Here is a 12,207-nt window from a genome sequence, read left to right as displayed (position 1 = left end):
ACATGCCTTTTCAAGCCGCCATCATCGATCTTGACGGCACCATGGTCGACACCATCGGTGACTTTGTCGTTGTCCTTCAGCACACGCTGGCCGATCTGGGTTGCCACCCGGTCGAGATCGCGCGCGTCGACCGCGCCTTCATCTCGCTGACGGTGGGCAAGGGCACCGAGGACCTGCTGCGGCGCAGCCTGGCGCAAGCCTGGGGCCTGTCGCCTGATGCCGCCGAGGTGGCCGAAACCCTGCCCGCGGCGCTGCACCACTATCACGAGCATTACCCGCGCCTCAATGGCGAGGCGTCGGATGTCTTCCCCGGTGTGGCCGAGGGCCTGGCGCAGTTGCGCGAGCTGGGCGTGCCGCTGGCCTGCCTGACCAACAAGCCCACGGCCTTTGCCAAGCAGTTGCTGGAGCGCAAGGGCTTGCTGGGCTTTTTCGACCAGGTGTTTGGCGGGGACGCCTTTGCGCGCAAGAAGCCCGACCCTCTGCCCTTGATCAAGACCTGCGAGGCCCTGGGCACGAGCACCGCCACCACGCTGATGGTGGGCGACTCCAGCAACGACGCGCAGGCTGCCCGTGCGGCCGGTTGCGAGATCCTGCTGGTGACCTACGGCTACAACCACGGCCACCCGATTGAAGAGGTGCCGGCCGTGGCCCACGTGCCGCGTCTGGACCAAGTGAATTGGCCTGCCGTGTTAGGGCAGGCCAATTGAATGTGATCAGGCGGTGGCGATAAGCCGCCGCAGGGCAAGGCCGCTTACTGCAGCGCGTCCAGCACCGGCGGCGCCTTGTAGTCGAGCAAGGCATCTTTCAGGTCTTGCGTGACCGGGCGGTTGCCCAGCCAGGTGCGCAGCACGGCGGGGAAGAAGCCCACGTCTTCCAGGGGCAGGCCGGCAGGCTGGCCGTTGACGAAGAACATGGTGCCGCGCTTGGGCACGAACTCGATGGCGAAGATGTCGCCGGCGTTCAGGCGTTTGATGCGCGAGAACTCCTCGCCCATCATGCGGATGGAGGGGATCAGCTTGAAGAACTCTTCACGGCTGCTGTTGTTCTCGATGCCCTTGGTGATGACCTTGCCCAACTCGTCCACGCGCATGCCTTGCAGCATCACGAAGCGCAGTTGCTTGGGGCCGCCCGTGGCGAAGATGGCGTCGGATTTGCTGGCCTTCTGGGGCACGTACAGGCCGACTGTGTAGAGCTTGGCCACCGCGCGGTAGCTGATGCCGCTGCCATTGAGCGTCAGGTTGTTGCCTTCCACCTTGATGGCGGCGGGGTAGTGCACACCCACCACGTCGGCGCTTTGGGCGCGGGCCAACTGCGGCAACCCGGTCAGCAGCGTCAGGCCTGCAGTAAGCAGGGCGTTGCGCCCGATGCGGGCCATTCCAGCGAGAGTCAACAGCATACGAATACTTTGGATGTGTCCTGCATGGCAAACCTGCGCCTCGTCAAGGGCAGATTCACGCCAGACATGAACTGTACTGGTAAGAGATTGTTACCCGTTCAACGCGAATCACAATCTGGGTTTGCCCTTGCCGCCATGGCTCACTCAAGGGGGGTGTTTTCTGGTCATCTGGCGCGAAGCTTTGTAAAGAGCGCCCTGCTACACTGTTTTGATGTTCATCTCGCGCAAACAGACCAAAGGTTCGCACGACCGGGGGGCATGGCCCTGGCGACGCTGACTCCCTATTTATCTTGTCGCTCAGTGCGCCGCGATCATAGCGGCGTGCCCTGGCGGCAAGCATCCGTTGACGTCACAACGGTAAGCGGGCGTTAACGGTCGGGTCTGATTCGCCCCTATGGGGGGTTTCACAAGATGACATATGTGGCGCAAAGCAGACTGCTGGTTGCGCTACCGGGCTCGGAGGCCCCCACCATGATCACAGAACACGAATTCAATGCCCTGGCCGCACAAGGCCACAACCGCATCCCTTTGGTCGCGCAGGCCTTGGCCGATCTGGACACCCCGCTGTCGCTCTACCTCAAGCTGACCAAAGGCCAGCCGCTGAGCTTCCTGCTGGAGTCCGTCGTGGGTGGCGAGCGCTTTGGCCGCTACTCGTTCGTGGGTTTGCCTGCACACACGCTGGTCCGCTCGAGTGGCCGCCATGTCGAGGTCGTGACCGATGGCGCCGTGGTCGAGACCTTCGAGGGCAACCCGCTGGACTTCATCGCCAGCTACCAGCAGCGCTTCAAGGTGGCCGTGCCGCAAGGCCTGCCGCGCTTCTGCGGTGGCCTGGCGGGCTACTTCGGCTACGACACGGTGCGCCACATCGAGCACCGCCTGGCCAACACACACAAGCCCGGTGGCATCGGCACGCCCGACATCCTGCTGCTGCAGTGTGAAGAGCTGGCCGTGATCGACAACCTGGCCGATCGCCTTTTCCTGATCGTGTACGCCGACCCCGCTCAGACTGGTGCCTACGCCAAGGCCGCCACGCGCATCGCGCAACTGCAGGCCCAGCTCAACGAGGTCGTGCCGGTGCCGCCCATCACGCCGAGTGAGTCCTACCCGGTCGAGCGCCATTTCGCCAAGGCCGACTTTGAAGCCGCTGTGCTCAAGTGCAAGGACTACATCGCCGCAGGGGACTGCATGCAGGTCGTCATCGGTCAGCGTCTGCAAAAGCGCTATACCGCCTCGCCCTTGAACCTGTACCGTGCGCTGCGCTCGCTCAACCCGAGCCCCTATATGTATTACTACGACATGGGCGACCACCATGTCGTGGGCTCCTCGCCAGAGATCCTCGTGCGCCAGGAGAAGAACAAGGATGGCGGCGAGACGGTCACCATCCGCCCGATCGCCGGCACGCGCCCGCGTGGTGCCACGCCCGAGCAGGACGTGGCCAACGAGCGCGAGCTGCTGGCCGACCCGAAAGAGCGTGCCGAGCACGTCATGCTGATCGACCTGGCCCGCAACGACATCGGCCGCATCGCCAAGACGGGTTCGGTCAAGGTGACCGAGCAGTTCGGCATCGAGCGCTATTCACACGTGATGCACATCGTCAGCAATGTCGAAGGCAGCTTGAAGGACGGCATGACAGGGCTGGACGTGCTGCGCGCGAGCTTCCCCGCCGGCACGCTCAGCGGTGCGCCCAAGATCCGCGCGATGGAGATCATCGACGAGCTGGAGCCCGTGCAGCGGGGCGTCTACGGCGGCGCCGTGGGCTACCTGAGCTTTGCGGGCGACATGGACGTGGCCATTGCCATCCGCACCGGCGTCATCAAGGACCAGACCTTGTATGTGCAGGCCGGTGCCGGCGTGGTGGCCGACTCCGTGCCCGAGCTGGAATGGAAAGAGACCGAGGCCAAGGCCCGTGCCGTGGTGCGCGCGGCCGAGATGGTCGAACAGGGCTTGTAAGGCCGGGCGGCTCAGCGCTTGTCCAGGCGCTGGCGCAGCCAGGTCTGGGCGGGCATCTCCACCGCCTGGTACACCAGCGAGGCCAGGCCGAACACGGTCAGCAGATAGGCCAGCAGCCACACAGGCTCATGCAAAGGCCAGTGCCAGCTCAGCGCACTGCTCAGGCAGGCCAGCAGCAGTTGCAGCGGGAAGTGCAGCAGGTAGCTGGCATAGGTCGTGTTGCCCAGCTTGTTGATCCAGTGCACTGCGGCGGGTGACGTCGGCTGCACCCAGTCCAGCAGCACCAGCAGCGCCACCGGGGTCAACAGGGCCACATAGAACATGGGGCGCAACTTGCCGCTGGCCACCAGGGCCGTGCCCGCCGCCACCGCCAGCAGGCCCAAGGCCAGCACCGCGTGCTGTTGCCCACGCGGCCGTTTGAGCAAGGCCTCGTGCGCCAGGTGCGTCAGCGCACCGAGGTAGAAGAAGAACACGCACAGCACGATGGGGTGGGGCGTGAGCTTCAAGGCGTAGACCAGGGCGGCCAAGCCGACCAGGCCCAGCGCCTGCCACCAGCGCGTCAGGCCCAGCTTGCACAGCACGAAGAACAGCGCATAAACCAGCACCTCGATGGAGATGCTCCAGATCGGGCCGTTGAACGACCACTCGCTGCGCCCCGCCCAATCACTGGCCATGGCCAGCTGCAGCGCGAAGTGCGGCCAGTCGTTGTACTGGTAGACGTAGTCGCTGCCCTGCAGCTGGCGATACCACCAGGCCAGGCCCGCCACGGCCAGCAGCGTCAGCAGATGCAGCGGGTACAGGCGTGAAAAGCGCAGCACGGCAAAGCGCCACGCGCTGACCTGCCCTTGCGACACGGGCTGGGCGTATTTCCAGAAGAAGATGAAGCCCGACAGCGCCCAGAAGGCCTGCACCCCCAGCCAGCCGGCTTCATAAAAGGGCTTGAGCAAGGCGTACAGCGGCTGCTGCGTGACCTCAAAGCCCACATGCGCCGACCCGACCACGTAAAAGTGGTTGTAGTGCCAGACCAGTACCGAGATGGCACAGGCAAAGCGCAGCAGCTCCAGCCCAAGCAGGTTGTGCGCCGGGCTGGCTGCGGGTGAAGCGGGGCGTGTCATGCCTGCATCTTGTCATGGCGGGCCGAGGCCTAAGCCGGTGGGTGCCCCCTCAATCAGGGCGGGGCCATGTAGAATCGATGCGATGCAGCAACCCTCGGACTTCTCTCGCCTGGACGTACGCTGGTGGCGGTGACGCCAGCCAGACACTGCTCGACCCTGCATGCGCACACGCCCCGGTGCGCACCCGCTGAAAAGGGTCTCCGAGGGGGAATCTTCTGAGGGATGGTGCAAGACCATCCCATGACTCACATCCCGAATCTGGATAGTGCCCATGCTGCTCATGATCGACAACTACGACAGTTTCACCTTCAACCTGGTGCAGTACTTCTGCGAGCTGGGTGAAGAGGTGAAGGTCTACCGCAACGACGAGATCACGCTCGATCAGATCGCTGCGCTCAAGCCCGACCGCCTGGTGCTGTCGCCCGGCCCCTGTTCGCCCGCTGAGGCCGGCGTGTGTGTGCCCGCCTTGCAGCGTTTCAAAGGCCAGTTGCCGATCCTGGGCGTGTGCCTGGGTCACCAGAGCATCGGTGCGGCCCTGGGTGGCAAGGTCATCCGGGCGCGCGAGCAGATGCATGGCAAGACCAGCATCCTCACCACCGACGAAAAGGGTGTGTACGCCGGCCTGCCGCGCCAGTTCACCGTGATCCGCTACCACTCGCTGGCCATCGAGCGCGCCAGCCTGCCCGATTGCCTGGAGGTCAGCTCCTGGACGGACGACGGCGAGATCATGGGCGTGCGCCACAAGGGCCCGCAGACGGACCCGCACTTCGCACCGCTGGAAGGCGTGCAGTTCCACCCCGAATCGATCCTGACCGAGCATGGTCACGCCATGCTGGCCAATTTCCTGAAGATGTAATCGAGGTTGTTGACATGTCCCAGCTGAGCGATCAACAGGCCCTGCAGCGCGTCATCGAGCACCGCGAGATCTTCCACGACGAGATGCTGGGCCTCATGCGCCGCATCATGCGTGGCGAGATGTCGCCCGTCGTCATGGCGGCCTTCATCACGGGTTTGCGCGTCAAGAAAGAGACCGTCGGCGAGATCACGGCCGCGGCCCAGGTGATGCGCGAATTCGCCACGCCGGTGCACATCTCCAACAAGCTGCACCTGGTGGACCTGTGTGGCACCGGTGGTGATGGCCAGCACACCTTCAACATCTCGACCACGGCCATGTTCGTGGCCGCCGCCGCCGGGGCACGCGTGGCCAAGCACGGTGGGCGCAGTGTGTCGTCCAGCACGGGCAGTGCCGATGCGCTCGAAGCGCTGGGTGCGGCCATCAACCTCGTGCCCGAGCAGGTGGCGCAGTGTCTGGCGGCCAGCAATGTGGGCTTCATGTTTGCGCCCAACCACCATGGCGCCATGAAGCACGCGGCGCCGGTGCGCAAGGAGCTGGGTGTGCGCACCCTGTTCAACATCCTGGGCCCGCTGACCAACCCGGCAGGGGCCCCCAATCAGCTGATGGGCGTGTTCCACCCCGATCTGGTGGGCATCATGGCGCGCGTGCTGCAGCGCCTGGGCTCTGACCACGTGCTGGTCGTGCATGGCAGTGACGGGCTCGATGAGATCACGCTGGCGGGTGACACGCTCGTGGCCGAGCTCAAAGATGGCGACGTGCGCGAGTACCGCATCAACCCGGGCCAGTTCGGCCTGGCCGAGCACGATGGCTCCATGCTCAAGGCGCCCACCCGCGAGATGTCCGTGGCCATCATGCGCCGTGTGTTCGACAACGAGCCGGGCCCGGCGCGCGACATCGTGCTGCTCAACGCCGGTGCGGCACTTTATGCGGCCAATGTGGCTGATTCGCTGAGTGAGGGCATCGAGCGTGCCCGTGACGCCATCGCCAGCGGCAAGGCCGGCGAGGCGCTGTTCAACTTCATTCAGACGACGCAGGGCTTGGCTGCCCCGCAGGCTTGATCGGCTTGCCTGCCGGGCTTGTAGCGCCTGACGCACCAGCCTTGCGTGGCAAGGTTGCCAGGGCTTCGGGGATGAGGGCGCAGCGGTTGCGCCCTTCCTGCTTGGCCTGGTAGAGCAGGCGGTCTGCGGCATTGAGCAAGGCCTGTGGCGGCAGATCGGCGTTGGGCACCACGCTGGCCAGGCCGATGCTCACCGTCAGCGGGATGCGTTGATCGCCCCAGCGGAAGTCCAGGGCTTGCACGCCCAGGCGGATGGTTTCGGCAATGTGCGCGGCCCCCACGGTGTGGGTCTGCGGCAGGATCACCAGGAACTCCTCGCCGCCATAACGCACGGCATGGTCGCCTGGCCGCTGCACGGTATGGGCGATCACCTGGGCCACTTGCTTGAGGGCCTCGTCGCCGGCCAGGTGGCCATGCTGGTCATTGACGCCCTTGAAGTGGTCCACGTCAATCATCAACACCGACACGGGCGTGTGCCAGCGCTGGGCCTGGCGCCACATCTCGGGCATGCGCTCGGACAGGAACATGCGGTTCTTCAGGCCGGTCAGCGCATCCTGCTCGGTCAGGGCGTGCAGGCGCTCATTGACCTGGGTCAGCTCGGTCATGGCCTTGTCGAGCTCCCGCGTGCGCGACAGCACCCGGGCTTCCAGCTCGGCGGCATGCGCTTGCTGCAGGCGCTCGTTTTCTTCGCGTGCCAGCTTGACGCGGTGGGCCAGCGCAAAGGACAGCAGCGTGAACTCCAGCATCGAGCCGATCTGCATGCTGTACTCGGTCAGGAAGTTGCGCTGCACGATGCCGAACATGTGCAGCGCCGTCAACAGCACGCCCAGCAGCAGCACGGTGAAAGCGGCCAGGAAATAGCTGGCCTGGCGCACACCCTGGCGCAACAGGGCAACGGTGATGATCAGCAGCAAGATGGGCGTGACGATGGTGGCCAGGGTCACGATCTTGATCGGGATGGCATAGGGCAGCACATAGGTTTCCGGCACGGCGGCCAGGAAGAGCCACTGCAGTGCCCGCATGGCGAAGTCGGCGCGGGGCCAGTGCTTGTCCAGGCTCAGGAACTGGCGGCTGAAGAGCACCAGCGACCAGCCCGTCAGGCCCATGAACACGGGGGCCGCTTCATTGCCCCAGTTGGGGTAGTTGGGCCACAGGTGCTCGAACGCCAGGCCGCTGAGCGTGAGTTGCGCCATGCCGAACACGCCGATGTAGATCACATAGTCGACATGCGCCTTGTCGCGCAGCGAAATGCACAGCAGCAGGTTGTAGAGCAGCATGGCCAGCAGCGCACCGCTGTAGACACCCAACAGCAGTTGCTCCTGGCGTGATTGCTGCGCGTAGGCGCGTGGGGTGCTGATCTCCAGCGGGGCCTGCAGCGAGCCTTGCCCGGCAATGCGCGCATACAGCTGCACGCGTTCGCCCGGCTGCAGTTTCAGCTTGAAGTAGAAGTTGCGGTCGTCCAGGTCACGGGTGTGGAAGGGGCGCCGGTCACCGCTGGCGTGGTGTTGCACGCGCCCGTCGGGCCACACCACATAGATGTCGACATAGTCCAGCAAGGGGTAGCGCATGCCCAGCAGCCAGTCCGTCTGTTGGCTTTGGTTGAGCAGCTCGCCATGCAGCCAGAAGGCCGATTTGCTGTAGCCGAAGTTCAGGTTCTCGCTGCGGCGGTCTTCCCAGCGGCTGTCCTGGTGGGTGGCCGCGACCTCCTGCACGCTCATGCGCCCGCTGCGGTCTTCCAGCACGCGCAGGTGGCGCCCGATGGCTTCGCTGCTGAAGTGCTCGTCCAGCGCGATCGTGTTGGCGCGAACGCCAAAGGCCAGCAGGCTCAACAGCGTGAGCGCCAGCAGACGGGTCAGCAAGCGGTGAAAAGTGGCCCAGGCCAAATGCAAACTCTCAAACAGGAGGTGATCTCTTATCGGCCAGAACCGGAGGGATTACAGACATCGGGCAGGCGCCAATCGGTCGCCTTTCACGGCAAGGGCGCCAAACGCGGATAATCCGGGTCTGACCGCATCCAGGCCCACCCATGTCCGACATCCTCAACAAGATCGTTGCTGTCAAGCACGAAGAAATCGCCGCCGCCCTCCAGCTCAAATCATTGAGCACTGTGCGAGCGCAAGCCGAGGCGCGCAACCGCGATCTGGCCGATGTTCGTGACTTTGTTGGCGCTTTGCGCGCCAAGATCGCGGCGGGCCGGGCCGGGGTCATCGCCGAGGTCAAGAAGGCCAGCCCCAGCAAGGGCGTGCTGCGCGAGCATTTCGTGCCGGCCGAGATCGCCGCCAGCTACGCCAGCCACGGCGCGGCCTGCCTGAGCGTGCTGACCGATGCGCAGTTCTTCCAGGGCTGCGAGCGCTACCTGCAGGAAGCCCGCGCCGCCTGCGCCTTGCCCGTGCTGCGCAAGGACTTCATGGTGGACGCCTACCAGGTCTACGAGGCCCGTGCCATGGGCGCCGATTGCATCTTGCTGATCGCCGCTTGCCTGGACGACGCCCAGATGGCCGACCTCGAAGCCTGTGCCTTCGAGCTGGGCATGGCTGTGCTGGTCGAGGTGCATGACGGCGCCGAGCTGGACCGCGCGCTCAAGCTCAAGACACCGCTGGTGGGCATCAACAACCGCAACCTGCGCACCTTCGAGGTCACGCTCGACACCACGCTGGGCCTGCTGCCGCGCGTGCCGGCTGACCGCCTGCTGGTGACCGAGTCGGGCATCCTGGGCGCCGCCGATGTGCAGCGCATGCGCGATGCCAACGTGCACGCCTTCCTGGTGGGCGAGGCCTTCATGCGCCAGCCTGATCCGGGTGTGGCGCTGGCCACCTTGTTCGCCTGAGCCGGCGGCGCGCACATGGGCAGCCAACAGGCCCTGTTTGATGGGGACGCATCGGCCTCTGCCGAGCTGACCGAGCCGCAAGGCCACAACCTGGGCCACCAATTGAACCCCCAATTGAGCCGACCGCTCAGCCAGTTGTTCGACGAGGTGCCCGCTGACTGGCACGCGCTCACGGCTTCGTTCCGGGCCAGCGCAGCAGGCACGGCCCTGGTAGACAAGGTGGAAGCCGCGCGCCAGGCGGGTGACGCCATCTTTCCCCAGGACGTGTTCGCCGCCCTGCGCCTGACGCGTCGCGCGCAGATCAAGGTGGTCATCCTGGGGCAGGACCCGTATCACGGGCCGGGCCAGGCGCATGGCCTGGCGTTCTCGGTGCAGCCAGGGGTGCCCATTCCGCCCAGCCTGCGCAACATCCGCAAGGAAATCCAGCGTGACCTGGGCTTGACGCCGCCGGTGCACGGTTGCCTGCAGGCCTGGGCCGAGCGGGGCGTGCTCCTGCTCAACACCGTGCTGACCGTCAAATCCGGCGAGGCAGCCAGTCATGCCGGCTGGGGCTGGGAGCTGCTGACCGATGCCCTCATCTCCGCCGTGGCGGCAGACGCGGGCCCGAAGGTGTTCATGCTCTGGGGCGCCCATGCACAACGCAAGGCGCCCTTGATCGCGCAGGCGGCGCATCAGCTTGGTGGTGACGCGGCCCGGCACCTGATCCTGCAAAGCAACCACCCCTCACCCTTGTCGGCCACGCGCGGGCCGGTGCCCTTTGTGGGCAATGGCCACTTCAGCCAAGCTTGCAAATTCTGGCAAGGCCAAGGCGAGCACCTGGATTGGTCGTTGGCCTGACCCGTTGCTGCCTGCGCCATTCAAATGTGTGGCGCACGGGTGTGAGGTAAGCACAACACAAATGAAACGGAATCCGTTGATCGGATGGCAATAAGGGGTCATTTCGCGAGGAATGAAACCGATGCGCACAAGTACCACCCATTCGCGGGGCCTAGGGTTCACCCTCATTTGACCGAAAAAGTCGGAAAATCCACCTCAGCGCCCTGACGGCGGTGGCCACGACCCCAAACGGTCTTGTCGGCCCGACGCATTCGATGGTGGGGCTCGATTTTGCTCATCGCCCAAGAGGCGGCGCGCATCCATGTCCGCATGGGCTGCGTACGTCGTCCTTGGCGCTGTGCGCGCCGGCATTGCTTACAGAGGTACCCACACCATGACCGAAAACTCGTTTTCTGGCCTTCAGCCGCCCTCAAGCAGCCTGGGCGTGGTCATCGTCAACTACCAGACCTACGACCTGACCATGCAGTGTGTGGCGTCGCTGCTCGCGCACCGCATTGCCCTGCCGCAACACATCGTTGTCGTCGACAACGACTCACCGGATGGCTCGGGCCAGCGTCTGAACCAAAGTTTGCCCGATGGCGTGGTGCGCGTCTTGTCCAAAGTCAATGGGGGCTTTGGTGCAGGCGTGAACCTGGGGGCCGCGGCCCTGAAAACCGATCTGGTGCTGGTGCTCAACCCGGACACGCACTTCCTGCGCAACAACATGGACGTGGTGCGCCGCCTGTTCGACCAGCGCCCCCGGCTGGGTGTGGTGGGCCTCAAGCTCATCAACCCCGATGGCAGCCTGCAGTACTCGGCCCGTCGTTTCTATTCCCTGCCCGACATCCTGGCGCGGCGCACCCCGCTGGGCCGCCTGGCGCCCATGCGCAAGCTGGAAAGCTCGCACTTGCTGACCCGCAAATGGCGCGACGAGCCCTTCGAGGCAGACTGGGTCATGGGCACGGGCTTCATCGTGCGCCGCAGCGCCTTCGAGATGGTGGGCCGCATGGATGAGGGCTACTTCCTGTACTTCGAGGAAGTGGACCTGTGTGCCCGCATGTGGGCTTACGGCTGGCGTGTGCTGGCCGTGCCCGAGGTCGAGTTGGTGCACGACCACCAGCGCGCCAGTGGCGCCGGCCTCCTGTCGCGCTCGGGCAAGACCCATCTGCGCAGCATGGCGCGCTTTTTCGCCAAGTTCGGCGTGCCCTGGGTGCGGCGCCCCTCGCGCAACCGCATGGCCGCGGCGCTGGTGCGCTGGCAACACTCGATCGGCGCCGCCGCGCACATCACGAAGCCACAACATGGGGGGTGAGCCCCTCCATGCGGGTAGCCCGCCGGGTTTCGACCTCTTATCATCCGCGCACGGGCGTTCGCTCGTGCCCAGCCCCGTCTGTGTCTCATGAAGCTGTACCTTGTACGCCTGCTGACCTTTGTGCTTGCTGTATGCAGCCTGTGTGCCTGCACGCCCATGAGCGTGCTCGAAACACCGGACGACGCCACGCTGAACGTGGTGATGCTGTCGACAGCCCAGCTGGCCGCCATGCCCAAGGCCCCCACACGCATCCGCGCGGGCGACACCCTGCGCATCGTGCGCGACGCCCAGGACTCGGCTTCGCTGGACCTGCGCAACCTGGTGGAAGACAGCCAGACGCAGATCTATGTGGTGCGCCCTGATGGCACTTTCTCTTTCCGCTATGCGGGCACGGTCGAGGCCGCAGGCAAGACCCCCGAGGAGCTGGCAGCCCTGTTGCGAAGCAAACTCGACGCCTACTACCGTGAGCCGGGCGTGACGGTCAACATCGTGTCATCGCCGACCAGCAAGGTGGTGATCGGTGGGGCGGTGCGCAACCCCTTGACCATCGACCTCAACGCCGTGGCCAATCTGGAGCAGGCCATGTTTGCCGCAGGCGGCCTGGCCGTGTCGGCCGACCCCAGCCGCGTGGCCCTGCTGCGCCTGGACGACAAGGACCGCTACCAGGTCTACTACGTGAACTTCAGCAACGCGCTGCAACAAGTTGGGGACGGGCGCACCTCGATCGCGCTGCAGCGCGGCGACATCGTGTTCGTGCCCAAGTCCACGGCCGGAGGCAAGGCCGATGGGGTGGACCTGTACTTCAATCAGTTGCTGCCCTTCTCGCGCTCCGTGGGCGTGGGCCTCAACGGCAATGTCAATCTGAACCACTGATCGCG

At 65.1% G+C, this 12,207-nt stretch carries 11 protein-coding genes; 8 read left to right on the top strand and 3 right to left on the bottom strand.

The genetic code is table 11. The features are described 5' to 3' along the window. The first annotated feature begins 2 nt into the window (after positions 1-2). On the top strand, positions 3-707 hold the full coding sequence (gph, locus tag HY019_RS20875; RefSeq protein WP_363302802.1) for a phosphoglycolate phosphatase: 705 nt from the start codon (positions 3-5) through the stop codon (positions 705-707). A 44-nt stretch (positions 708-751) separates the two neighbouring features. Here the strand turns inward: gph and HY019_RS20870 are convergent, their stop codons facing one another. Then, positions 752-1,396: a chalcone isomerase family protein gene (locus tag HY019_RS20870; protein WP_290695853.1), complete on the bottom strand. Its 645-nt coding sequence runs from the start codon at positions 1,394-1,396 to the stop codon at positions 752-754. A gap of 471 nt (positions 1,397-1,867) precedes the next feature. Here HY019_RS20870 and trpE point away from each other — a divergent pair, with 471 nt between their 5' ends. Continuing rightward, complete coding sequence (gene trpE / locus HY019_RS20865; protein ID WP_290695852.1) at positions 1,868-3,346, top strand: anthranilate synthase component I; 1,479 nt, start codon at positions 1,868-1,870, stop codon at positions 3,344-3,346. Positions 3,347-3,357: 11 nt separating this feature from the next. Here the strand turns inward: trpE and HY019_RS20860 are convergent, their stop codons facing one another. Beyond that, the gene (locus tag HY019_RS20860) at positions 3,358-4,461 is read right to left on the bottom strand and encodes an acyltransferase (protein WP_290695850.1); all 1,104 of its coding nucleotides are present in this window, start codon (positions 4,459-4,461) and stop codon (positions 3,358-3,360) included. A gap of 271 nt (positions 4,462-4,732) precedes the next feature. On the opposite strand from HY019_RS20860, the gene HY019_RS20855 reads away from it, so the two are divergent. Both HY019_RS20855 and trpD read left to right on the top strand, forming a co-directional pair. Next, on the top strand, positions 4,733-5,317 hold the full coding sequence (locus HY019_RS20855) for an aminodeoxychorismate/anthranilate synthase component II (protein WP_290695848.1): 585 nt from the start codon (positions 4,733-4,735) through the stop codon (positions 5,315-5,317). A gap of 14 nt (positions 5,318-5,331) precedes the next feature. After that, positions 5,332-6,375: an anthranilate phosphoribosyltransferase gene (gene trpD, locus HY019_RS20850; RefSeq protein WP_290695847.1), complete on the top strand. Its 1,044-nt coding sequence runs from the start codon at positions 5,332-5,334 to the stop codon at positions 6,373-6,375. Here trpD and HY019_RS20845 read toward each other — a convergent pair. After that, the gene (locus HY019_RS20845) at positions 6,335-8,257 is read right to left on the bottom strand and encodes a diguanylate cyclase (protein ID WP_290695846.1); all 1,923 of its coding nucleotides are present in this window, start codon (positions 8,255-8,257) and stop codon (positions 6,335-6,337) included. The genes trpD and HY019_RS20845 overlap by 41 nt on opposite strands. Positions 8,258-8,400: 143 nt before the next feature. Here HY019_RS20845 and trpC point away from each other — a divergent pair, with 143 nt between their 5' ends. The 4 genes from trpC to HY019_RS20825 all read left to right on the top strand — a co-directional run bounded on the left by trpC (position 8,401) and on the right by HY019_RS20825 (position 12,202). Continuing rightward, positions 8,401-9,201: an indole-3-glycerol phosphate synthase TrpC gene (gene trpC, locus HY019_RS20840; RefSeq protein ID WP_290695845.1), complete on the top strand. Its 801-nt coding sequence runs from the start codon at positions 8,401-8,403 to the stop codon at positions 9,199-9,201. A 15-nt stretch (positions 9,202-9,216) separates the two neighbouring features. Further along, a complete protein-coding gene (locus tag HY019_RS20835; RefSeq protein WP_290695844.1) occupies positions 9,217-10,038 on the top strand; it encodes a uracil-DNA glycosylase in 822 nt (273 codons plus the stop codon). Between the two features lie 373 nt (positions 10,039-10,411). Continuing rightward, complete coding sequence (locus HY019_RS20830; RefSeq protein ID WP_290695842.1) at positions 10,412-11,329, top strand: glycosyltransferase family 2 protein; 918 nt, start codon at positions 10,412-10,414, stop codon at positions 11,327-11,329. 87 nt (positions 11,330-11,416) lie between these two features. Continuing rightward, the gene (locus HY019_RS20825; RefSeq protein WP_290695841.1) at positions 11,417-12,202 is read left to right on the top strand and encodes a polysaccharide biosynthesis/export family protein; all 786 of its coding nucleotides are present in this window, start codon (positions 11,417-11,419) and stop codon (positions 12,200-12,202) included. The last annotated feature ends 5 nt before the right edge of the window (positions 12,203-12,207 follow it).

The organism is Aquabacterium sp., from assembly GCF_016195855.1.
Taxonomy (GTDB): domain Bacteria; phylum Pseudomonadota; class Gammaproteobacteria; order Burkholderiales; family Burkholderiaceae_C; genus Aquabacterium.
The sequence above is the reverse complement of the archived record's forward strand: the minus strand, read 5'-3'. Positions and strand labels throughout refer to the sequence as shown.

Bases quoted from the DNA above. Each gene is read 5' to 3' on its own strand.
- gph (WP_363302802.1), top strand. From the start codon at position 3: ATGCCTTTTCAAGCCGCCATCATCGATCTTGACGGCACCATGGTCGAC.
- HY019_RS20870 (WP_290695853.1), bottom strand. From the start codon at position 1,396: ATGCTGTTGACTCTCGCTGGAATGGCCCGCATCGGGCGCAACGCCCTG.
- trpE (WP_290695852.1), top strand. From the start codon at position 1,868: ATGATCACAGAACACGAATTCAATGCCCTGGCCGCACAAGGCCACAAC.
- HY019_RS20860 (WP_290695850.1), bottom strand. From the start codon at position 4,461: ATGACACGCCCCGCTTCACCCGCAGCCAGCCCGGCGCACAACCTGCTT.
- HY019_RS20855 (WP_290695848.1), top strand. From the start codon at position 4,733: ATGCTGCTCATGATCGACAACTACGACAGTTTCACCTTCAACCTGGTG.
- trpD (WP_290695847.1), top strand. From the start codon at position 5,332: ATGTCCCAGCTGAGCGATCAACAGGCCCTGCAGCGCGTCATCGAGCAC.
- trpC (WP_290695845.1), top strand. From the start codon at position 8,401: ATGTCCGACATCCTCAACAAGATCGTTGCTGTCAAGCACGAAGAAATC.
- HY019_RS20835 (WP_290695844.1), top strand. From the start codon at position 9,217: ATGGGCAGCCAACAGGCCCTGTTTGATGGGGACGCATCGGCCTCTGCC.
- HY019_RS20830 (WP_290695842.1), top strand. From the start codon at position 10,412: ATGACCGAAAACTCGTTTTCTGGCCTTCAGCCGCCCTCAAGCAGCCTG.
- HY019_RS20825 (WP_290695841.1), top strand. From the start codon at position 11,417: ATGAAGCTGTACCTTGTACGCCTGCTGACCTTTGTGCTTGCTGTATGC.